Below are 21,233 nucleotides of genomic sequence, written 5' to 3'. Positions count from 1 at the left end.
CCTTTAATGCCAAAGTAAAGGCTTTTAGATCACAATTTAGAGGAGTGAGGAATACCGAATACTTCTTATATCGATTGATTAAATTATATTCTTAAAATCGTAAAAACCCAGATTTTAGACTTGATCCCTTTTAGATCACAATTTAGAGGAGTGAGGAATACCGAATACTTCTTATATCGATTGATTAAATTATATTCTTAAAATCGTAAAAACCCAGATTTTAGACTTGATCCGTTTTAAACTAGAGAATCTAATAATTAAAGTAAAATAAGTATACAAAAAAACCAGTCTAAATATAGACTGGTTTAAATTTTGCTCCTCTTCTTGGGCTCGAACCAAGGACCCTCTGATTAACAGTCAGATGCTCTAACCAACTGAGCTAAAGAGGAGTTTATGTCTTGCCTTGCTTTATTAATGCTTAGCGGATGCAAATATAATCACTTTTTACATTTCACAAAACATTTTTTTATTTTTTTTCTATTTTTTTATTCAAACAGATATCTATAAAGATCATTACCATTAGCAAACAGTACTAAAGCAATAAGAATGAAAAATCCAATCATCTGTGCATACTCCATAAATTTATCATTTGGTTTTCTACCAGTAATTAATTCATAAAGTAAAAACATTACGTGACCGCCATCTAAAGCCGGTATCGGCAGAATATTCATAAAAGCTAAAATAATCGATAATAAAGCAGTTTTCATCCAGAAATTATACCAATCCCAAATAGGCGCAAACATATTACCAATCGCACCAAAACCACCTACTTGGGTCGCTCCTTCTTTGGTAAACACAAATTTAAATTGCGCTACATAATCGTGAAGCGTCCAATAACCATAATCGACACCTTTCGTTAAACTTTCAGCTAAAGAATATTCACGCTCATTAAATTTAATTCTGTTATAAGGATTTACACTGGCACCAACCATACCTGTAGAATCTACTGAAATTACAACTTCTTTGCGCTCTTTGTTTTCAGTTTCCACGGTTAGAATAAACTCTTTGTCTAAGTTTTCTTTTTTTAATTGATCAAAATCTTGCCAGCTGTCAATCGCATCTCCATTAAAGGCTAAAATTCTGTCTCCTTTTTTTAATCCTGCTTTTGCTGCATTACTTTTTTCAACAACTCCATTTAATATAGGATCTGCTTCAAATGCAAACGGACTCATATCTCCAGCTTTAAATAATTTACTAGAAATATTTTCTGGAACTTTAATGGTTTCTTTACTTCCATCTTGATGAAGTACCTCTACCGTTTGAACGTCACGCAACATCAAATCACGATTAATTCGTAAACCTCCATTCATAGAAAGAATATTGTCTAACTCTTCATCATCGATTTTAGTAATTAAATCTCCATCTCTAAATCCATATTCCTCTACATTTTCAGAAACAGATAAGCCTCCTTTCACATCATCATTGCTTAATTCTGGGCTTCCCCAAACGAAAAGCACCATCATATAGATAAGAAAACCTAAAATAACATTCACGGTAACACCACCAATCATAATAATTAATCGTTGCCAGGCTGGCTTAGATCTAAATTCCCAAGGTTGAGGTGGTTTAGCCATTTGCTCCTTGTCCATACTTTCATCAATCATTCCAGAGATTTTCACATAACCTCCTAACGGCAACCAACCTAAACCATATTCTGTTCCGCCAATTTTCTTTTTAAATAAAGCGAATTTAACGTCAAAAAATAAGAAGAATTTTTCTACTCGAGTTTTAAATAGTTTAGCTGGTATAAAGTGCCCCATCTCATGTAGAACAATTAAAATAGATAAACTTAAAATTAGCTGAAGCGCTTTTATAAAAAATGGACTCATAGTCTTGATTTCAATATTTATAGTGTAAAAAATCGCACAAAAGTAACCTTTTAAATCTGCTTAGAAAAAAAATGTGACTTCCAATAGTCAATTGCGGAACAAATAATTGACCAAAATCAATTTTCATCTGCATAATAGGTTGTAATTTTGTAAAAAAAGTTACAGAAGCTATGCTGAAGTTTTTTGCTAAGTATAAATTTTTTGCCATTGTACTCTTTGTACTTTCAGCAATTATTATCTCTATTATCTATCAATTACTAAAACCCACCCCTACTTTACCTGTTTACCAGCCTGACATGGTAAGTAAAGAGTTAGTAGACACCACGGTTCAGTACGTTAGAAAATATCATAAAGTAGCAGATTTTAAATTAGTAAATCAAAACGGAGATACGATTACCCAAAATAATTACAACGATAAAATTTACATTGCAGACTTCTTTTTTACTACTTGTCAAGGCATTTGCCCTATTATGACAGATCATATGGTAAAGATTCAGAAAGAATTTAAAGATGATCCTGAAATTCTTTTACTATCACATTCTGTAACTCCGGAAATTGATAGCGTAGCACAACTCAAGCGCTATGCAAAGAAAAAAGGTGTGATTGATAGCAAGTGGAATTTAGTTACTGGAGACAAAAAACAAATTTACGATCTCGCTAGAAAATCTTATCTCGTCGCTAAATCGCAAGGAAATGGTGGAAAATACGACATGGTACATACCGAGAATTTTGCGTTAGTCGATAAAGAAAAAAGAGTAAGAGGCTTTTATGACGGCACAAATCCCGATGCGATTAACCAATTGATAAAAGATGTAAAACTATTGAAAACACTCGAGGAAAAACACTAATCAGAGATCATTCTAATAAGTTTTTCTAAGAATATTTTTTCCTGTACTTTTGTATTGTTTAAATTCAATCTAAATAAACGTGAGTCAAACTATCGCATCATTAAAAAAGGGCCAAAAGGGAATTATTAAACAATTCTCTCACGACGACATTCCCCTTAAACTATTAGAAATGGGATGTTTACCTGGTAATGAAGTAGAATTGGTACAAACTGCGCCTTTTAGAGACCCAATGTATTTAAATATAAATGGAAGCCATTTAGCCATTAGAAAAGAAACGGCACTGTTGATTGAAATTGAAGTTGTAGAGTAATGCCAAAACAAATAAATGTTGCCCTTATAGGAAACCCTAATACCGGAAAAACTTCGGTTTTCAACCATCTAACTGGCCTTAACCAGCAGGTAGGGAATTATCCTGGAATCACTGTAGAAAAAAAAGAAGGAATTTGTAAACTCCCAAGAGGGCTCAAAGCGCACATCTTAGATTTACCGGGGACTTACAGTTTAAACGCATCTTCGCTAGATGAAAATATCGTTATTGAGTTACTGCTGAATAAAAATGATAAAGATTATCCAGATGTAGCTGTCGTAGTGAGTGATGTTGAGAATTTAAAAAGAAATTTACTCCTTTTTACTCAGATCAAAGATTTAGGAATTCCTACCATTTTAGCTATTAACATGGCCGACAGAATGGACAGAAAGGGAATCTCTTTAGACATCGCAAGAATGGAAGAACGCTTAAAAACCAAAATTGCTTTGGTAAGTGCTCGTAAAAAAACAGGGATTGAAGAGTTAAAAGAACTTATCATTAACCATCGTCAAATCTCTACAGAACCTTGTGTAAATGCATCTACCATTGCGCCTGATTATTTTGATAGCCTAAGAAAAGCCTTTCCTAATCAGTCGCTTTATAAACTTTGGCTAGTAATTACACATGATGTAAATTTTGGCAGTCTTAATAGAAATAATCTCGATAAAACATCAGGTTTTAAAACTAAAGAAAAAACAGACCTCAAAAGACTTCAGCAAAAAGAAACCATTGTTCGTTATCAGTTTATTAACGGCATTCTTAAAGAAACATTCACCAAAGATATTTCTGCGGCAACAGATTTGCGTTCGAAACTAGATCGCGTCTTAACGCATCAAGTTTGGGGGTATTTTATTTTTTTCGGTATATTACTTTTAATATTCCAAGCCATTTACGATTGGTCTAGTTACCCTATGGATCTTATAGATTCTACCTTTGCATTTTTAGGCGAATGGTCTAAAGAAATATTACCATCGGGCATGTTTACCAGTTTAATTTCTGAAGGAATTATACCTGGGCTGGGAGGTATTGTTATTTTTATTCCGCAAATTGCATTTTTATTCCTCTTTATCTCTTTGTTAGAAGAAAGCGGTTACATGAGTAGAGTTGTTTTTCTTATGGATCGCATTATGAGACGCTTTGGGCTAAGCGGTAAAAGTGTAGTACCATTAGTTTCAGGTACAGCATGCGCAATACCTGCGGTGATGGCAACAAGAAATATTGAAGATTGGAAAGAACGTTTAATCACTATTTTAGTAGTTCCGTTCACCACTTGTTCTGCAAGATTGCCTGTTTATTTAATTATTATCGCACTAGTCATACCAGATGAACGCTTTTTAGGTATTTTTAATTTACAGGGAATCACCTTAATGCTCCTATACATGCTTGGTTTTGGAATGTCTGTTTTTTCAGCTTGGATATTAAACAAGATCTTAAAAATTAAAAGCAAGACTTATTTTGTAATAGAAATGCCAGATTACAAACTTCCTTTATTTAAAAATGTAGCTATTAATGTAGTAGAAAAAACAAAATCATTTGTTTTTGGAGCTGGAAAAATCATTTTAGCAATTTCTATTATTTTATGGGTATTAGCCAGTTATGGCCCTACGGAAAAATTTGATAATGCAGAAAAAATTGTTTCTGAACAATATGGAGAAAGCTTAACTCCTGAAGAATTTCATAATCATGTTGCTTCTATCAAGTTAGAAAACAGCTACATTGGCATGATGGGTAAAGGGATTGAGCCTATAGTTAGACCTTTAGGTTACGATTGGAAAATAGGCATTGCTATTGTAAGTTCTTTTGCCGCAAGAGAAGTTTTTGTAGGCACATTAGCCACAATTTATAGTGTAGGTAGCGACGAAGAAAAAACCATTAAAGACCGTATGGCAGCAGAAACGAATCCCATCTTAGGTGGTCCGTTATTTAATTTTGCCAGCGGAATTAGCTTACTGCTCTTTTATGCTTTTGCGATGCAATGTATGAGTACACTTGCCATTGTAAAGCGAGAAACCAATTCTTGGAAATGGCCAGCATTGCAATTAGTATTAATGTCTGGTATAGCTTATATAGCAGCATTTGCAGCATTTCAAATTTTAAAATAGAAAAAAATGATACAGGAAATTTTAGTTTTTATCACTTTTTTTATCGCTGTAGGATTTATCGTAAAAAAATTCTTCTGGAAAAATTCTAAAAAAACTACCGAAAACGGAAGCGCTTGCGGCAAATCAGGTTGTGGTTGTAGCTAATTATTCTGCTGAAGTAGCATCTGAAACTTTAAAACGCAAGTAATATTCTACATCTTCTTTTATAACCTTAGATGTAGGGTATGGCATTAACCCATATAAAAAAAAAGATTGTTCTCCCAACATAAATAAATCACCACGTTGTATAGGATTGTTTATAATTACTTCTTTTTCTTCAACAAGTTTATTATTTTTTTCTAGAGTAAGCAACGCTTTAGCCTCTCCTGCCCAAACACAAGTAACATCTTTTGGACACCTAGAATCAGCTATCATTTTTTTAAATGTAAGGCAATAACCATCGCCTTGGTAAGATTTGCCTTCATAAAGCTTTATAACTATTACTGGAGCTTCTATGTCGTTATTTGGTGTAGCCTCTGTATTTTGAGCCTGAGCTTTCACAAAACCAAAAAACAAGATCGATGTAATGAGAAGTATATTTATTTTCATGATTCAAAAATAATAATTTTAAGCTAAACCAACATCTAAAATCATCATCACCATAAAACCTCCTACAAAACCAAGCGTAGAAATATCTGTATATTTATCTTGCTGAGATTCTGGCACCACCTCTTCTACTACAACAAATATCATCGCTCCTGCAGCAAAACATAAAGCATAAGGCAAAATAGGCTGAAAGGTCATGACAGCATAAGCGCCAATCACTGCAGCAACAGGCTCTACAATAGCAGAAAGTTGCCCAAAATTAAAACTCTTCCAACGACTTAATCCTTGACCGCGTAAAGGCATTGCTACTGCAAATCCTTCAGGGAAATTTTGAATTCCTATCCCTATCGCTAAAGCTACGGCTCCACCGATACTTGCTCCTTCAAACCCAGCAGCTACTCCACCAAATAGAACTCCTATTGCCAAACCCTCTGGTATATTATGTAAAGTTATCGCTAAAGTTAGCAACACCGATTTATGCCAAGGAGTCTTTACGCCTTCTTTTTCACTCATTTGAAAATTAACATGCAAATGTGGCAAAACCTTATCTAAAGAGAATATAAAAAGTGCCCCTAAACCAAAGCCTACTACAGCAGGGATAGTTTTTTCAAACCCCTCACCAGGACTCATTTCTATACCTGGTGCCAATAAACTCCAAAAACTTGCAGCAACCATAACACCACCTGTAAACCCCAACATACCGTCAAATAATTTACGATTCATTTTTTTAAAGAAAAAAACTAGTGATGCGCCTAAGGCAGTCAAACCCCAAGTAAAAAGCGTTGCATATAATGCTGCAAGAACAGGATCTATATTTTCAAAAAAATCAGTAATTTCTTTCATCTTAATGCTAATGTTTTAAACAATAAATACCGGTATAGAGACTTTATGTCGAACGCTATCTACGGTGGTTCCTAAAATAATATCTTTTATAAATTGATGACCGTGGCTTCCAAGTATCAATATATCAAATTTTTCTTCTGCTGAATTAATGATTTTCGGAATACTTTTTTTTGCTGTCCCAAAACCTAATTCTATAGTAACCAAATAACCTTTAACCTGTAATTCTTTTTGGTAATTCTCTAAAGAAGCTTTATCGCTGGCAGCTTCATAATCATCTACATGCTTGCCGTGAATAAATGCTCCAGGGGTTTCTACACTATGTATAAGCGTATACGTTGCAGACTTGCCACCAAGTTGTATTGCGGCTTCTATACTTTTTTTATCTGCAGTTGAAAAATCTACTGCTATTGCTATATTTTTATAAATCACAGCCTCATTGAGAGTTCCTATTTTCGCAGGAAGTTGGTGAGGAGCGTGATTTTTAATTTGCTGAATTTTTCGCTTTTTAAGGGTTGGCCAAATGCTTATAAAAATTAGCAATACCAAACAGCCTACAACTACAGGCACGATAAATATCCAAATATAAATTGGATTTTCGACAGCAATCATCCACGATTTTAATTCATCAAAAACTAGTTTTGCGTTCAAAACAATTATAACAATACTAATTACCCAAGAAATAATTTTTATAGGCCACTTAATATGAAAGCCTTTCATTTTCTTTTTATCACTTACAAAATGAATAAGCGGAATAATAGCAAAACCTAATTGTAAGCTAAGTACTACTTGACTTAAAACTAATAATTCTCCTGTAGCTCGTTCGCCAAAATATAAAATTGTAAATAGTGCAGGTATAATGGCAAGTAACCTTGTAATTAACCTTCTAACCCAAGGTTGAATTCTTAAATTTAAATAACCTTCCATCACAATTTGTCCGGCTAGCGTTCCTGTTAAGGTAGAGCTTTGTCCAGCTGCAATTAAAGCTAATGCAAATAAAATTGGTGCCCAGCTAGAACCTAAAAAAGGCTCTAATAATTTATGTGCATCTTGAATTTCTGCCACGTCAAATCTACCATTTTTATAAAATACCGCTGCCGCCAAAATTAATATAGCTGCATTCACAAAAAATGCCAAATTAAGAGCTATGGTAGAATCTATAAGGTTAAATCTAATGGCTTGCTTTATGCTTTTTTTGCCAGATTTTATTTTTCGGGTTTGTACCAATGAAGAGTGTAAGTATAAATTATGAGGCATGACGGTTGCCCCAATAATACCAATAGCGATGTACAATGCGCGTCCGTCTGGTATTGAAGGGACAAATCCTGAAACTACTTCAGAAAGTATTGGTTTTGCAAAAAACATTTCTATTAAAAAAGAAACCCCAATAATAGCTATAAGACTTACGATAAAAGCCTCCATTTTCCGCATTCCTTTATTCAGCAGAAAAAGTAATAAAAAGCTATCAAACACTGTGATGCAAACTCCCCAAATTAATGGCAAATCAAATAACAGTTGTAAACCTATAGCCATTCCAATAACCTCGGCCAAATCACAAGCTGCTATTGCAATTTCAGCAAATAGGTATAAGATATAATTCACAAATTTTGGGTATTCTTCTCGAGAAGCTTGTGCCAAATCTACTTTTCTTACAATACCCAATCTTGTACTTAAACTCTGTAATAAAAGAGCCATAAGATTAGACATAAGCAAGACCCAAAGTAAAGAATAACCAAATTGACTTCCGCCAGCTAAATCTGTTGCCCAATTTCCAGGATCCATATAGCCCACACTAATTAAATATGCGGGGCCTAAAAATGCTAAAATCTTTCGCCAGCCTTTCTTTTTGACTGAAGTCTTTACTGATTCATGAACTTCATCTAAAGATTTATGTTCTTGGCCTTCATTATTCATTCTTTCAGGCTTTTCAAGTAAATATTATTCGCCGCTAATTGAGAAATAGAAAATTGCTTTTCACTAACTTGTAGTTGCATAGAGCCGTCAAACTCTTCTTTATCTTTCACAACAATTATTTTCCCTAAAGAAATTTGATGTTTATCTAAATATTGTAAAAATGATGAAGATGAATCATTAACTCCTACGCAAATTCCTTGTTCTCCTTTATTAAATTCAGATAAAAGTCTTTTTTCTACAGCAATAACATTTCCTTGTTCATCAGGTATAGGGTCTCCATGCGGATCTACTTTAGGATAACCTAATAATTTATCTAATTCTTTAATAAGTTTTTCTGATTCTATATGTTCTAATTGCTCTGCAATATCATGAACCTCATCCCAAGAAAAATTAAGTTTCTCTACCAGAAAAGTCTCCCAAAGCCTATGTTTTCTAATCACTTTAATGGCGTGTGCTTCTCCGCTTTCAGAAAGTTTTGCGCCTTGATATTTTTTATAGAAAAGCAACTTTTTTTCTGCTAAACGTTTTATCATATCACTTACAGATGAAGCCTTAGTAGCCATCTCTTCTGCTATTGCATTAGTAGGAACACCTTTTTTATAGTGTTTTTGAAGGTTATAAACCGCTTTTAGATAATTTTCTTCAGAAAGTGTCATTCAATTTTTTTATGAACACAAAAATACATTTTTTTTATTAAAAACAAATTTTTAGATTTACCTAAAAATTAAATTAAATAAAACTAACTTTAGATGAAATTACTTCAACTGATGGTATTTATAGGTTCAGCTTTAGGGTTCTCGCAAGAATTAATACCCATAAAAGGAAAGGTGATTTCTGAAGGGAAACCAATAGCTTTCGCTAATATTAGCATTGAAGGAACAATGCAAGGCACAGCTGCAGATCTTAACGGGAATTTTTTATTAGAAATTGAATCTGGTGAATACACATTAGTAATCCAAGCCGTTGGCTTTAAAACCGAAAAGAAAAAAATTTCAACTAAAGATTACAACACGACTCCTCTTACCGTCGAATTACAGGAAGACATGTTAGGCTTAGACGATGTAGTGATTAGCGCAACGCGAAATCGGGTGAATGTAAAAAAAACTCCGGTCGTCGTAAATGTATTAAGTCCTAAACTTTTTAATGCTACCCAATCTATTGCTGTTGCCGAAAGTTTAAATTACCAACCAGGAGTTCGGGTAGAAACAAATTGCCAAAATTGTGGTTTCACTCAAGTGCGGCTCAATGGTTTAGACGGAAGTTACACACAAGTTCTTATAAATAGTAGATCTGTATTTAGCGCACTTAATAGTGTATATGGACTCGAGCAAATACCTACTTCTATTTTAGATCGTATTGAAGTTGTACGAAGCGGTGGCTCTGCTCTGTATGGATCTAACGCTATTGCCGGAACCATCAATATCATCACCAAAGAACCCGTTCTAAACTCTTGGGAAGTATCTTCTAATTTTGGACTTATTACCGGTAACATACCAGACAGAACCTTAACTGTAAATGCAAGCGTAGTTAGTGAAGATTTAACTAACGGAATTACCGTTTACGGAATGAAACGAGACCGTGATAGTTATGATGCCAATGGAGATGATTTTTCTGAACTTACAAAATTTACCAATACGAGTTTAGGTGCTAAATCTTTCTATAAACCTAATGAAAATAGCAAAATTACCTTAGATGTTACTGCTATTGAAGAATACCGACGAGGCGGTGATCGATTAAATTTAGCTCCACACTTAACTGATATTACAGAAGAATTGGACCATAACACTATTATGGGCGGGCTCACTTATGAAATTAGCAACGAAGACAAAACCAATAATTTTTCTATTTACAGTTCTGGACAACATACCGACAGAAAAAGTTTTTATGGTGGTTTAGGTGGAGGCCGAACGACGCAAGACTCTATAGTCGCAGCTAATGCTTATGGAAATACAGACGATTTGGCTTTATTATTTGGTGGGCAGTTTACACATTATTTTAAAAATAATGACATTTTAACAACGGGAGTCGAGTACAATTTAAATAATACTGAAGATGTCATCGTGGGGTATAACAGATCTATAAATCAAAAAGTGAATTCTATAGGTATTTTTGCGCAATATGAATGGAAACCTACCGAAGCATTTTCTGCTCTAATAGGGACTAGATTAGATTATGTAAATGTAAAAGGTTATTACACCATTCAAAATATAAATAGAAACTCAAAAATAGATCAAGCCGTTTTGAGTCCGCGGCTAACTATGCTCTATAATTTTGCTGAAAATTGGCGTTTACGAGGAGGTTATGCGAGAGGCTTTCGAGCGCCACAGGCATTTAATGAAGATTTACATGTTTCTTCTGTTGGCGGTGAACCCCAATTTGTTATTCTTTCTAAAGATTTAGAAACAGAATACTCAAACGCTTTTACAGCTTCTTTAAACTACTCGAATAATTTTAAAAAATTACAAACCAATTTTTTGATAGAAGGTTTTTATACGAGCTTAGAAAATCCATTCACTACAGTAAGTACAGGCGCAAGCTTACCTAATAGATCTATTTTAGAAGAAGTACGAAATGGTAGTGGCGCCTATGTTGCTGGAGCTAATTTTGAAGTAGGTATTTCACCTTCATCAAAATTCACCTACCAGATGGGAGGAACAATACAGCAATCTAAATACAGAAAAGATCAAATACTTTTTGAAGCTGAAGGAACCAATGCTGCCGAAACAAATATTGTAATTGAAGATTTTGTAAGAAACCCAAATGTTTATGGCTACCTAAATACCAATATCAGTATTTTAAAAGAATCGAGTATCGACATAACCGGAACTTATACTGGTAAAATGACAATCCCTCGAGTAATAAGTGATAATGGCTTTTTACAATTAAATGAAAGCAATCCTTTTTACGATATTAATTTGAAATTAAATCATCATATCGATTTAAACGAAAACTTACAAGTAAATATTTTTGCTGGCATTAAAAATGCCTTTAACAGTTACCAAAATGATTTTGATACTGGTCCTACTCGTGACTCTGATTATGTTTACGGACCATCACAACCTAGAACTTTTTTCTTCGGAATTAAATTTGGCAACCTGAATAATTTATAGACGACCCAATAATTTTTGTTGATCTAAAACTTTTGTTTATCCACGACATCTTACTCAAGAAGATGCCAGTTTTTAAACTTTTATCATGAAATATCTTTTTCTATTATCGCTTTTATTTTACTGCGGAAGTAATTTTGCTCAAGCCGAAATTGATTGGCTTAATTTTAAACAGCTGCAAGAAAAATTACACCAAGAAACTAAACCAGTTTTCATATACTTTTATGCCGATTGGTGTGTGTTTTGCAAGAAGATGGATCGGCACGCTTTTCAAAATCAAGAAGTCATAAAAACATTATCGGAAAATTTTTATGCCTTAAAAATGAATGCAGAAACAACCGACACTATTATTTTTGAAAGAAACACTTTTATTAATGAGGAAGTCGAAACTCATCGAAACCCCACCCATCAACTGGCAAAATTGCTAGCCAGTCGTAAAAACCAAGCTTTTACACTTCCTGCCATTATTTTACTTAATAACGATTTTAAGGTAATTAACAGAAAATTTACCTACTTAACTACTGAAAAAATGTTGCAGCTTATCAAGATTTCGCGTTAGGGATTGAAGTGAAAATCCTTTGGCGACGCTAGAAGCCAAAGATTGTAACGTAAAGCCCGCCCGAAGGGAACGCCCTAAAAACCTCTTTCTTTCTGAATTTGCTCGTAGGCTTCTTGCACGTTATTAAATTTTTCTCGCGCGCCTTTTTGATGTACCTCATCCATATGCTGCAGTTTATCGGGGTGGTATTTTTTAACCATGGTACGATAAGCTTTTTTTACCTCTGCATTAGACACATTTTTATCGATCTCTAAAATTTTGTAAGCATAAGAAGTGTCTCCAGGTGCTCTCCCCGAGACATTAAACATGGCTTTTATACTTTCAAAATCGCGTTGACCTAGGCGTAAATGTCCCGCTATTTTAGCTAGTTGTTGTAATTCTCCTTTAGAGATATCGCCATCTGCATGTGCTATACCAAATAAGAAATGTAAAATTTGAAGCCTAACCTCGTAAGTTGTACGCATGTGTAAATAAGCACAAATTCTTCCCGCATCAATTTGTCTATTTTTTACTACTTCGTTATAAGCCCTAAAGGTTGAGTTTGCTCTTTCTTTACCATAGGCACTTACAAAGTAACTTCTTACATAATCTAACTCTTTTTGACTTACTTTTCCGTCTGCTTTTACCACAATAGTAGAGAGAGTCAGTAAATTTAACTCAAAATCTCCCATAGAGACTTCTCGTTCTTGCCCAAACATTTCGGAAACACTTTTATGAGCGCTTCCTCCTTTTTTAAGAAATAACTCTAATAAAGTACCTAATATAAAACCCATTACTGCACCAGGTAGTCTCATATAAACAAAACCTAATACCGCAAGCACCCATTTAATCATAATTGCAAAGATTGAGCTGCAAATATAAAAAGCTTAGCTTAGGTTATTAGGGTTTATAGAGATTTATACTTTTATTGTAATGTTAATATAAAGATTTCGACTTTATAGATAGATTTTTAAATGACGTAATGATAAACTAGCACTTATGAAGTGATTAAAGCCATTACTAATTTAATATCTTTGTAAACTTTAAAATTAATATAGAAAAAAAATAAACATATGTATCCAGCAGATTTAGTAAAACCTATGCGTGAAGAACTTACCACGGTTGGTTTTGAAGAATTACAAAATGTTGAAGCCGTAGATAACGCAATGAAAAAAGAAGGTACTACATTAGTGTTAGTAAATTCTGTTTGTGGTTGTGCGGCAGCAAATGCTCGTCCCGGCGCAAGAATGTCTTTAGATAATAGTAAAAAACCAGATCATTTGGTCACTGTTTTTGCGGGTGTAGATAAAGAAGCTACAGATAAAGCGAGAGCGATGATGGTACCTTTCCCTCCAAGCTCACCTTCTATGGCATTATTTAAAAATGGAGAATTAGTACATATGCTAGAGCGGCATCATATTGAAGGAAGACCTGCAGAAATGATTGCAGAAAACCTTAGAGATGCTTATAATGAATATTGCTAAGAAAGCTTTATAAACATTTAAAAGCCACTAAAATTTTAGTGGCTTTTTTTATATCTAAATTTCTAAGTTAAGATTCAATTTATTATGCATGCATATTTGTTTTGAATCAAATGTGCGTGCATAATCCCATTTTAAAGTATTTTTGTGTTTTAATTACGTTTAAATGAAGAAATTTTTTTCGTACCCTATAACTGCTATTTATTACTTTTTCTTTGGGTTATCACTTGTAATTTTTCACCCAATTCAGTGGGTTTGTTATAATGTGTTTGGTTATCAAGCTCATAAAAAAAGTGTAGATTATTTAAATTTATGCTTACTAAGATGTTTAAATATTCTAGGTACAAGAATTACATTTGAAAACAAACACCATCTTCCAGAAGGAGTACCACATATTATTGTGGCTAATCACCAAAGTCCGTATGATATTCCTCCAATTATCTGGTATTTACGTAAAATTCATCCTAAATTTATAAGTAAAAAAGAACTAGGTAAAGGTATCCCAAGCATATCTTACAACTTAAGAAAAGGAGGGTCAATTTTAATTGATAGAAAAAATCCTAGACAATCTTTACCCGCAATTAAAAACTTTGCACAGTATTTGAATGAAACTAATCGTTCAGCAGTAATTTTTCCAGAAGGCACTCGAAGCAAAACAGGAATGCCAAGAAAATTTTCACCTAACGGATTAAAAATGTTATTTAGGTATTGTCCAAAAGCAGTTATTGTACCTATTACCATAAATAACTCTTGGAAAATAGTTAAGTTTGGTTCTTTTCCTCTAAATTTAGGAATACACGTAAAACTTACCGTACAAGAACCTATTTTAGTAGATCAATTTGATACAGATACTTTAATAGAAAAAGTAGAACAAGAAATTATAAAAGATATAAAAAATCAATAAAACTATAATATTATGCCTGAAAAAAATGTTAGACTGGAAGTAATGCAGCAATTAGAACCTAAGGTTGATGGGTTTATTGATGAGTTTTTAATTCCTGTTGAAAAAATTTGGCAACCCACAGACTTTTTACCTAATTCTCAAAAAGATACATTCTACGATGAAGTAACAGAAATTAGAGAATTAGCTAAAGAATTACCTTACGATTTTTGGGTAGTTTTAGTAGGTGATACCATTACTGAAGAAGCCCTACCTACGTATGAATCTTGGTTAATGGATGTTGAGGGAGTAAACCAACACGACGGCGGAACTGCTTGGTCTCGTTGGGTACGTTATTGGACAGGAGAAGAAAACAGACACGGTGATGTGCTTAACAAGTACCTTTACCTTTCTGGACGTGTAAATATGATTGAAGTAGAGCGTACAACCCAGCATTTAATTAATGATGGTTTTGATATTGGTACAGATCGTGATCCTTATAAAAACTTCGTTTATACTAGTTTTCAGGAATTAGCAACCTACGTTTCTCACAACCGCGTTGCTAAATTAGCTCGTGAACATGGTAACAAATCGTTAGCAAAAATGTGTAAAATCATTTCTGGTGATGAGATGAGGCATTATAATGCCTACAGTACTTTTGTAAAAGAGATCTTCCAGATTGACCCAAGCCAGATGATGATTGCTTTTAGAGATATGATGAAGAATAAGATTGTCATGCCAGCTATGTTCTTGAGAGAATCTGGAGATAGCATTGGTGATGCTTTCGATGAGTTTTCTAATGCAGCACAACGTATTGGAGTTTACACTGGTCATGATTATATCGATATCATGAAAAAACTAATCGTACGTTGGGATATTGAGAAAATTACCGGACTTACCGATGAAGCTGAAAAGGCACGTGATTTTGTAGTTAACCTTCCTGCTAGAATGGAACGCATCAATCAGCGTATAAAAATTTCAGAAAAAATTACTCATTTTAAATGGGTAAACCCAGCAATGGTAAAGTAATTGCTACCTTAACTCTACAAATAAAAAGTGCTGTTTAATAATTATTAAGCAGCACTTTTTATGTTTATGCCAATATAAAAAAACTAATTTTTTTTGTAATTTATAAAGAAGCTAAACAAAGAAATATGACAACAGAAACTCCAATAATTAACGCTACAAAATCTTTTGTGAAATCTGAATTAGCTAATGCAGAAGGTGGGCACGATTGGTTTCATATTGAGCGAGTCTATAAAAATGCACTACTCATTTCGAAAGATGAAAATGTAAATCTTGAAATTATCGCTCTTGGTGCTTTACTACACGATATCGCTGATGCTAAATTTCATCAAGGTGATGAGTCTGTTGGCCCTAAAAAAGCTAAAGACTTCTTAGAATCTATACAAGCAGATGAAAATGTTATGGAACACGTAATTAAGATTATTGAAAATATTTCATTTAAAGGAGGTAATTTTCAGCAAAAATTTCATTCTAAAGAATTGGCGATCGTACAGGATGCAGATCGTTTAGATGCGCTTGGAGCAATCGGTATTGCTAGAACTTTTAATTATGCTGGTTTTAAAAATCGTAAGCTCTACGATCCCGAAATTGCACCTCAATTAAATATGACAAAAGAAGAATATAAAATAGGTGATAACCCTACTATTAATCATTTTTACGAAAAACTTCTTTTATTAAAAGATCGTATGAATACTAAAAAAGGTAAAGAATTAGCCGAAAAGCGCCATCAATTTATGGAAACTTTTCTCGAGCAATTTTATGCAGAATGGGAAGGAAAAATTTAAAATAACTTGTACTGCGGGTTTTTAAGCTGAAGGTAATGAGAAGTATCCATTTCAGGTATTTTTCTATTTTTCAGGTATTTTCTTTTAGCTATTCTAAACTGTTGTACTATTTGTTTAGAAAATTCACCTTCTCCCTTCATCCGGGTACCAAATCTGTTATCGTTTAAATTTCCACCGTGGCAAGCTTCAATTTGATGCAAAACTCTTTCAGCTTTATCGGGTAGAGTTTTTTCAATCCAATCTTTAAAAATTTCAGCAATTGCTCCGTTTAACCTTACGATCGTATAGCCTACAGAATACGCTCCTACTTCACTTACCGCTTTTACAATGGGTAAAATTTCGTGACTATTTATAAACGGAATTATTGGAGCAACCATCACATTAACTGGTATTCCTTCCGCAGTTAATTTTTCCACTGTTTTTAAACGTTGCTTAATTGTCGCTGTTCTTGGTTCTAAAATACGTCGGGTTTCTTCTTCTAAAGAGGTAATGGATATACTTACTCGAATACAATTCAGCTTTGCCAATTCTCTTAAAATATCGAGATCACGAAGTACTAAACTATTTTTAGTTATAATGCCTGTAGGGTGTTTATATTTCAGCATTACTTTAAGACACTCACGAGTAAGCTGGTACTTTTTTTCTGCGGGTTGGTAACAATCTGTATTTCCTGAAAAAACAATGGCAGTAGGCTCCCATTTTTTCTGCTGAAATTTTTGCTCTAAGAGTTGAGGAGCATTCTTCTTGACCAAGATTTGTTTTTCAAAATCTAAACCAGCGCTGTAGCCCCAATATTCATGAGAGTTTCTCACATAACAATAAATGCACCCATGCTCACAACCTTGATAAGGATTTAAAGAATACTCCATCGCTACATCTGGACTAGTTACTTTATTCACGATGGTTTTTGGGAAAACATCTTGAAATCTAGTTTTAACATCGTTTGCTTCCTCTCCTTCTTTAAAGCAATATTCTAAAAATTCAGCATCTGTAGTATGCTGTAACTTTTCAAATTTATTATGCACATTTTGTTGTGCTCCTCGACCTTTGATGTAATTATTAGGCATAAAAAACTTTAACTTATTGCTATGTCAAAGTTAACTGATTTAATCGGATTAAATCCATTTTTATGGAATTTAACCTTGTTTAAGTTTTAGAATTTGTTTATTCTTTTTAAAGTCTCCTTCCAAAAGAAAAGAATTTTTATTAACTAAGCCTTGTAAAGTCTTAAAGGTAATTTTTTTAGATTTATCGTGATCTAGTAGTTTTAAACTATACTCGCCATTTTGATCAAAAACTAAAGCGTATAAAAACATTTTATCTAAGCTAGTACTTCTAATATTTAACTCACCATCTTTCAATATTTTTTTTTGATTTGAATTAAAAACTAAATAGGGTTTATTATCTATCAAATTGAATAAGTAAGAAAAATAAACAAAGTAATTTCTTGAGCTTGACTGGCTTTTATGCAACTGATAATACCAATCTAAATCTCCTTTATTATCTATTTTAGCAAAGTGTATGTTATCAAAATGAAAAGATTGATTACTAGAGCGAACGCTAAACTGAGAGCCAGGAGCAGGGGTACCGACTACATAGCGCTCTTCAGCAGCAACATATAAATTTTCATCTTGATCAACTAATACCTTTTTAAGATTTAAATTTTTTATGTTTTTGCTCTTTAATTCTAAAAAATTATTTTCGTGAACACTAAGGCTATTTTTATCAATCTGGTAGTAAGCAATTCCTTTGGTCGCTTTATTTTCAGACGTAGAATACAAACCAACACACATCAATTTATTGTCTGATTCTAATAATTTTAAAGATGAAATAAAATTGTCTCCTGTTTTGAACTCAAGAACCTGTTCACTATCCTTATTAATTTTAAACATATTAAAACTAAAGGGTTCCTCGTTACTCAACTTAACTTTCTGCAAAAAATTAGGTTTATATTTTCCTAAAAAATAAACAGATCCATCTACATCATCAATTAAAAAAGAATTAAACTCATACCTTTTATCTTTCAAATTTTGTTGAACTTCATGTTCAAAAATTTTCTCAAAATTTAAATTAAAGACAGCAATACGGTTTGTTTCATTTTTTATATTATTTAATTGAAGGTTTAATCCAATAAAATTTTTATTCTTAGAGATCATTACCTCTCCAGTATATCCATTATGTGTTTCATTGAAGTAATTGGTAGTAAGAGAATTTTTATTTACATCTACTGTATGTGCAAGCATAGCATCTTTATCCAAGAATAGCTTAAAAGACTCGAAATCAAACTTCTGTACGGGAGACCTTAATACTTTATAATTAAATTTTTTATTTTTCCCTTCATCTTCCAATAAAATTAAATGCAAGTAACCATTTTTAACAAATAATTCTTTAATATTTTTCTCTAGAAATTCTTTTGACTCCTTTTTATTTAATTTTGAATCGTAACGCTCGAGCAGGTAGATTCTTACTTTTCTATCTATTCCTCCATAAAACTTACGTAAAACAAAAGTATTTCCAGAATTATCTTCATCATAAAAAGCTAATCTTGAATCTCTACCTATATCTTTAAACACTTCACTTTTATGAAGATTCAGCTCTTGACTTTCAATGTTTTTTATTGTAAAAAACAAAAGAAAAAGCAATAGTACATTGGTTTTCATTAAACTTTAATTATAAAAAAAGCAGAAAATTCTGGCTTTTTTAATTGAAATATTTACTCTCCTGGAAACTCTGCTTTACGTTTTTCTAAAAATGCTGAAGTTCCTTCTTTAAAATCTTCGGTGCCAAAACTTTTACCAAAGCCTTCAATTTCTTTTTCGAAACCATTAACTCCTACTTCATAATTAGCGTTAATTGCTTCAATCGCTTGAGCTATAGCTACCGTAGAGTTTCTTAAAATTTTACCTGCTAATTTTTCTGCAAGCTCTATTAAATCTTCTTGTGCTGTCACGTGATTCACTAAGTTGTATTGTAACGCTTGATTGGCGTCTATCATTCCGGCGGTCATAATCATTTCCATCGCACGACCTTTCCCTACTAATTGCGGTAAACGCTGTGTACCACCGTAGCCTGGAATTACACCTAATGATGTTTCTGGTAAACCCAATTTTGCATTATCACTAGCAATTCTAAAATGCGCAGCCATTGCTAGTTCTAGGCCACCACCAAGAGCAAAACCATTTACAGCAGCAATTACTGGTTTTTTAAAATTCGCTATAAAATCGAATACTTCTTGATGACCACGAGCGGCTAAATTTTTTCCTTCTTCTACAGTATAATTGGCAAATTCTGAAATATCTGCTCCCGCTACGAACGCTTTTTCTCCGCTTCCGGTGATGATGATTACTTTTGTTTTTTCATCACTTTCTAATTCTACAAAAGCATCGTGAATTTCACCTAAGGTCTCACGATTTAATGCATTTAGCTTTTTAGGACGGTTAATCGTAACCGTAGTCATAAAATTTTCTGTTTCAACTAAAATATTTTGATAACTCATAATTCTATTTTTTTGGGAATTTAACAATAAATGTAGTGCCTTTTCCTTCTTCTGAAGTAAAATTTATACTTCCTTGAAAAGCCTCGATAATCGTTTTTATAATACCTAAGCCTAGGCCCATTCCGCTAGATTTAGTGGTAAACTTAGGCTCAAATATTTGTTCTTTATTTTCTTCTGAAATTCCATGACCGTTATCGTTCACCAAGATAACTACATTTTGTTCTTCGGTTTTTACTGCGACTTCAATTAAAGGCTGCTCTGTTTCTTCTAAAGCTTGAATGGCATTTTTTACCAAATTGGTAACTACCCTAATTAACTGCGTACGGTCAAATTTTGCCAGAATTTCTTCAGCTTCAGTTTCAAAATAAATATAATCTTCGTTGAAAATATCTAAACCGAGTTTTACAATTTTTGGCACGTTAAGTTCTTCATTTTGTTGTGCTGGCATTTTTGCAAAATTTGAAAATGCTGAAGCAATAGAACTCATCGTATCTATTTGCTGAATTAAGGTTGAACTATATTCTCTTAATTTTTCTTTACTATCTGGATCTTGAGGATCAAATCTTCGCTCAAAGCTTTGTACACTTAAACGCATTGGCGTTAATGGGTTTTTAATCTCGTGAGCTACCTGCTTAGCCATTTCTCGCCAAGCTTGTTCACGTTCGCTTCTCGCTAGTTTCACCGCACTTTCTTCTAATTCATCAATCATAGAATTGTAAGCTTTTACCAGCGATCTAATTTCTTCTGAGGCATCTTTTAATTTAATTTTTTTATTTTTTTTGTCTAATCGAGTAGCGAGAATTTTTTCACTCACCGCTTTTAAGGAAGAAGTAATGTATTTAGATAAAAAATAAGAAAGCAAGATGGCCGCAATAATCATTACAATATAAACCTGAGCCAAAATAGAAAGAAAACTTTTTAGCTGCGTATCTACAAAACCATCGTCTTCAATTTTTGGTAGATTTAAGATTGCTAAAGGTTTAAAATACTGATCGGTGATATAACTGTAAGAAGATTGATAATCTCCTTTTACACCGCCAGAATGATGTTGCACAAAACGATTGCTTTGAGATTCTTCTAAACCTTTTAAAGCCTTAGCAGACATTTTTGTACTCAAACTGTCTCTGAAAAAAGTAGCTTTAGAAGATTTTAATAACTTCCCCTTTAAATTATAAATATTAATTTCTGTACCGTGAATGTTTTGAAGCTCGTAGATTTTGTCTTTAAAAATCCAAGGGATATTTTTTGTGTTTACCTCGTAAGTAGTATGTTTTATTTCATAATTGATACTTGCCCGAATAGAAGCTTCCTTTCGCTTTAACTTATCTTTCTGGTAAGCTATTGCTTCATCTTTATATTGAATTATAGTAACCCCAGCAATGAGAATAGAAGCGCCCAATACCAAAAAGATCATACTAAAGAAGATACGAGTGCGTAAAGAGCGTTTAAAAATTTTCATAGTTATTTTAAAAATAAATCTATCTTATTAATACGC

The 21,233-nt window shown here is 33.1% G+C and carries 20 protein-coding genes and 1 tRNA gene; 10 read left to right on the top strand and 11 right to left on the bottom strand.

Going from position 1 to position 21,233, the window contains the following annotated elements; translation table 11 throughout:
• Nucleotides 1-315 precede the first annotated feature (315 nt).
• Nucleotides 316-389 (bottom strand) — tRNA-Asn (locus KW502_RS07775).
• Nucleotides 390-485: 96 nt separating this feature from the next.
• Entirely contained in the window at nucleotides 486-1,829 is a 1,344-nt protein-coding gene (gene rseP, locus KW502_RS07770) for an RIP metalloprotease RseP (RefSeq protein WP_219039982.1), read from the bottom strand.
• Between the two features lie 170 nt (nucleotides 1,830-1,999).
• Here rseP and KW502_RS07765 point away from each other — a divergent pair, with 170 nt between their 5' ends.
• The 4 genes from KW502_RS07765 to KW502_RS07750 all read left to right on the top strand — a co-directional run bounded on the left by KW502_RS07765 (nucleotide 2,000) and on the right by KW502_RS07750 (nucleotide 5,230).
• Complete coding sequence (locus tag KW502_RS07765; protein ID WP_219039981.1) at nucleotides 2,000-2,677, top strand: SCO family protein; 678 nt, start codon at nucleotides 2,000-2,002, stop codon at nucleotides 2,675-2,677.
• Nucleotides 2,678-2,756: 79 nt separating this feature from the next.
• Complete coding sequence (locus tag KW502_RS07760) at nucleotides 2,757-2,987, top strand: FeoA family protein (protein ID WP_219039980.1); 231 nt, start codon at nucleotides 2,757-2,759, stop codon at nucleotides 2,985-2,987.
• On the top strand, nucleotides 2,987-5,086 hold the full coding sequence (feoB, locus tag KW502_RS07755; protein ID WP_219039979.1) for a ferrous iron transport protein B: 2,100 nt from the start codon (nucleotides 2,987-2,989) through the stop codon (nucleotides 5,084-5,086). The genes KW502_RS07760 and feoB overlap by 1 nt, the downstream gene beginning before the upstream one ends.
• A 6-nt stretch (nucleotides 5,087-5,092) precedes the next feature.
• Nucleotides 5,093-5,230, top strand: coding sequence for a FeoB-associated Cys-rich membrane protein (locus tag KW502_RS07750; RefSeq protein WP_219039978.1), 138 nt, complete (start codon nucleotides 5,093-5,095; stop codon nucleotides 5,228-5,230).
• Here KW502_RS07750 and KW502_RS07745 read toward each other — a convergent pair whose 3' ends face one another.
• Genes KW502_RS07745 through KW502_RS07730 form a run of 4 tightly spaced genes read right to left on the bottom strand, consistent with a single transcriptional unit; the run spans nucleotide 5,231 to nucleotide 9,081 of the window.
• Nucleotides 5,231-5,674: a hypothetical protein gene (locus KW502_RS07745; protein WP_219039977.1), complete on the bottom strand. Its 444-nt coding sequence runs from the start codon at nucleotides 5,672-5,674 to the stop codon at nucleotides 5,231-5,233. It abuts the gene before it with no gap.
• Between the two features lie 18 nt (nucleotides 5,675-5,692).
• Nucleotides 5,693-6,514: a ZIP family metal transporter gene (locus KW502_RS07740; RefSeq protein WP_219039976.1), complete on the bottom strand. Its 822-nt coding sequence runs from the start codon at nucleotides 6,512-6,514 to the stop codon at nucleotides 5,693-5,695.
• Between the two features lie 15 nt (nucleotides 6,515-6,529).
• Nucleotides 6,530-8,425 (bottom strand): Nramp family divalent metal transporter, encoded by a 1,896-nt coding sequence (locus KW502_RS07735; protein ID WP_219039975.1) that lies wholly within the window; start codon nucleotides 8,423-8,425, stop codon nucleotides 6,530-6,532.
• The gene (locus KW502_RS07730) at nucleotides 8,422-9,081 is read right to left on the bottom strand and encodes a metal-dependent transcriptional regulator (RefSeq protein ID WP_219039974.1); all 660 of its coding nucleotides are present in this window, start codon (nucleotides 9,079-9,081) and stop codon (nucleotides 8,422-8,424) included. Before KW502_RS07730 ends, KW502_RS07735 begins: the two co-directional genes overlap by 4 nt.
• Before the next feature lie 93 nt (nucleotides 9,082-9,174).
• On the opposite strand from KW502_RS07730, the gene KW502_RS07725 reads away from it, so the two are divergent.
• Together KW502_RS07725 and KW502_RS07720 are read left to right on the top strand one after the other, a co-directional pair.
• On the top strand, nucleotides 9,175-11,535 hold the full coding sequence (locus KW502_RS07725) for a TonB-dependent receptor (protein ID WP_219039973.1): 2,361 nt from the start codon (nucleotides 9,175-9,177) through the stop codon (nucleotides 11,533-11,535).
• Between the two features lie 85 nt (nucleotides 11,536-11,620).
• Nucleotides 11,621-12,091, top strand: coding sequence for a thioredoxin fold domain-containing protein (locus tag KW502_RS07720; protein ID WP_219039972.1), 471 nt, complete (start codon nucleotides 11,621-11,623; stop codon nucleotides 12,089-12,091).
• 74 nt (nucleotides 12,092-12,165) lie between these two features.
• Here the strand turns inward: KW502_RS07720 and KW502_RS07715 are convergent, their stop codons facing one another.
• Complete coding sequence (locus tag KW502_RS07715; protein ID WP_219039971.1) at nucleotides 12,166-12,924, bottom strand: TerB family tellurite resistance protein; 759 nt, start codon at nucleotides 12,922-12,924, stop codon at nucleotides 12,166-12,168.
• Nucleotides 12,925-13,143: 219 nt separating this feature from the next.
• Between KW502_RS07715 and KW502_RS07710 the strand changes: the two genes are divergently transcribed.
• From KW502_RS07710 to KW502_RS07695, 4 genes are all read left to right on the top strand, one after another.
• A complete protein-coding gene (locus KW502_RS07710; RefSeq protein ID WP_219039970.1) occupies nucleotides 13,144-13,554 on the top strand; it encodes a BrxA/BrxB family bacilliredoxin in 411 nt (136 codons plus the stop codon).
• A 163-nt stretch (nucleotides 13,555-13,717) separates the two neighbouring features.
• Complete coding sequence (locus KW502_RS07705) at nucleotides 13,718-14,455, top strand: lysophospholipid acyltransferase family protein (protein ID WP_219039969.1); 738 nt, start codon at nucleotides 13,718-13,720, stop codon at nucleotides 14,453-14,455.
• A 12-nt stretch (nucleotides 14,456-14,467) separates the two neighbouring features.
• Nucleotides 14,468-15,460, top strand: a complete 993-nt coding sequence (locus KW502_RS07700; protein ID WP_219039968.1) for an acyl-ACP desaturase — start codon at nucleotides 14,468-14,470, stop codon at nucleotides 15,458-15,460.
• A gap of 125 nt (nucleotides 15,461-15,585) precedes the next feature.
• On the top strand, nucleotides 15,586-16,242 hold the full coding sequence (locus tag KW502_RS07695) for an HD domain-containing protein (RefSeq protein WP_219039967.1): 657 nt from the start codon (nucleotides 15,586-15,588) through the stop codon (nucleotides 16,240-16,242).
• On the opposite strand, the gene KW502_RS07690 is transcribed toward KW502_RS07695, so the two are convergent.
• The 4 genes from KW502_RS07690 to KW502_RS07675 form a co-directional block, all read right to left on the bottom strand.
• Nucleotides 16,239-17,309 carry a PA0069 family radical SAM protein gene (locus KW502_RS07690; RefSeq protein WP_219039966.1) on the bottom strand — a complete coding sequence of 357 codons (1,071 nt, stop codon included), beginning with the start codon at nucleotides 17,307-17,309 and terminating at the stop codon, nucleotides 16,239-16,241. The genes KW502_RS07695 and KW502_RS07690 overlap by 4 nt on opposite strands.
• Before the next feature lie 69 nt (nucleotides 17,310-17,378).
• The gene (locus KW502_RS07685) at nucleotides 17,379-18,902 is read right to left on the bottom strand and encodes a hypothetical protein (RefSeq protein ID WP_219039965.1); all 1,524 of its coding nucleotides are present in this window, start codon (nucleotides 18,900-18,902) and stop codon (nucleotides 17,379-17,381) included.
• A 53-nt stretch (nucleotides 18,903-18,955) separates the two neighbouring features.
• The gene (locus KW502_RS07680) at nucleotides 18,956-19,738 is read right to left on the bottom strand and encodes an enoyl-CoA hydratase/isomerase family protein (protein WP_219039964.1); all 783 of its coding nucleotides are present in this window, start codon (nucleotides 19,736-19,738) and stop codon (nucleotides 18,956-18,958) included.
• A gap of 4 nt (nucleotides 19,739-19,742) precedes the next feature.
• Nucleotides 19,743-21,197, bottom strand: a complete 1,455-nt coding sequence (locus tag KW502_RS07675) for a sensor histidine kinase (protein ID WP_219039963.1) — start codon at nucleotides 21,195-21,197, stop codon at nucleotides 19,743-19,745.
• Nucleotides 21,198-21,233 lie beyond the last annotated feature (36 nt).

The sequence above is a fragment of the Mesonia aestuariivivens genome, assembly GCF_019311235.1.
Lineage (GTDB): Bacteria > Bacteroidota > Bacteroidia > Flavobacteriales > Flavobacteriaceae > Mesonia > Mesonia aestuariivivens.
This window is presented reverse-complemented; position numbering and strand designations above follow the sequence as displayed.

Excerpts from the sequence above, each read along its gene's own strand:
- rseP (WP_219039982.1), bottom strand. The coding sequence starts at position 1,829 with ATGAGTCCATTTTTTATAAAAGCGCTTCAGCTAATTTTAAGTTTATCT.
- KW502_RS07765 (WP_219039981.1), top strand. The coding sequence starts at position 2,000 with ATGCTGAAGTTTTTTGCTAAGTATAAATTTTTTGCCATTGTACTCTTT.
- feoB (WP_219039979.1), top strand. The coding sequence starts at position 2,987 with ATGCCAAAACAAATAAATGTTGCCCTTATAGGAAACCCTAATACCGGA.
- KW502_RS07750 (WP_219039978.1), top strand. The coding sequence starts at position 5,093 with ATGATACAGGAAATTTTAGTTTTTATCACTTTTTTTATCGCTGTAGGA.
- KW502_RS07745 (WP_219039977.1), bottom strand. The coding sequence starts at position 5,674 with ATGAAAATAAATATACTTCTCATTACATCGATCTTGTTTTTTGGTTTT.
- KW502_RS07740 (WP_219039976.1), bottom strand. The coding sequence starts at position 6,514 with ATGAAAGAAATTACTGATTTTTTTGAAAATATAGATCCTGTTCTTGCA.
- KW502_RS07735 (WP_219039975.1), bottom strand. The coding sequence starts at position 8,425 with ATGAATAATGAAGGCCAAGAACATAAATCTTTAGATGAAGTTCATGAA.
- KW502_RS07730 (WP_219039974.1), bottom strand. The coding sequence starts at position 9,081 with ATGACACTTTCTGAAGAAAATTATCTAAAAGCGGTTTATAACCTTCAA.
- KW502_RS07725 (WP_219039973.1), top strand. The coding sequence starts at position 9,175 with ATGAAATTACTTCAACTGATGGTATTTATAGGTTCAGCTTTAGGGTTC.
- KW502_RS07720 (WP_219039972.1), top strand. The coding sequence starts at position 11,621 with ATGAAATATCTTTTTCTATTATCGCTTTTATTTTACTGCGGAAGTAAT.
- KW502_RS07715 (WP_219039971.1), bottom strand. The coding sequence starts at position 12,924 with ATGATTAAATGGGTGCTTGCGGTATTAGGTTTTGTTTATATGAGACTA.
- KW502_RS07710 (WP_219039970.1), top strand. The coding sequence starts at position 13,144 with ATGTATCCAGCAGATTTAGTAAAACCTATGCGTGAAGAACTTACCACG.
- KW502_RS07705 (WP_219039969.1), top strand. The coding sequence starts at position 13,718 with ATGAAGAAATTTTTTTCGTACCCTATAACTGCTATTTATTACTTTTTC.
- KW502_RS07700 (WP_219039968.1), top strand. The coding sequence starts at position 14,468 with ATGCCTGAAAAAAATGTTAGACTGGAAGTAATGCAGCAATTAGAACCT.
- KW502_RS07695 (WP_219039967.1), top strand. The coding sequence starts at position 15,586 with ATGACAACAGAAACTCCAATAATTAACGCTACAAAATCTTTTGTGAAA.
- KW502_RS07690 (WP_219039966.1), bottom strand. The coding sequence starts at position 17,309 with ATGCCTAATAATTACATCAAAGGTCGAGGAGCACAACAAAATGTGCAT.
- KW502_RS07685 (WP_219039965.1), bottom strand. The coding sequence starts at position 18,902 with ATGAAAACCAATGTACTATTGCTTTTTCTTTTGTTTTTTACAATAAAA.
- KW502_RS07680 (WP_219039964.1), bottom strand. The coding sequence starts at position 19,738 with ATGAGTTATCAAAATATTTTAGTTGAAACAGAAAATTTTATGACTACG.
- KW502_RS07675 (WP_219039963.1), bottom strand. The coding sequence starts at position 21,197 with ATGAAAATTTTTAAACGCTCTTTACGCACTCGTATCTTCTTTAGTATG.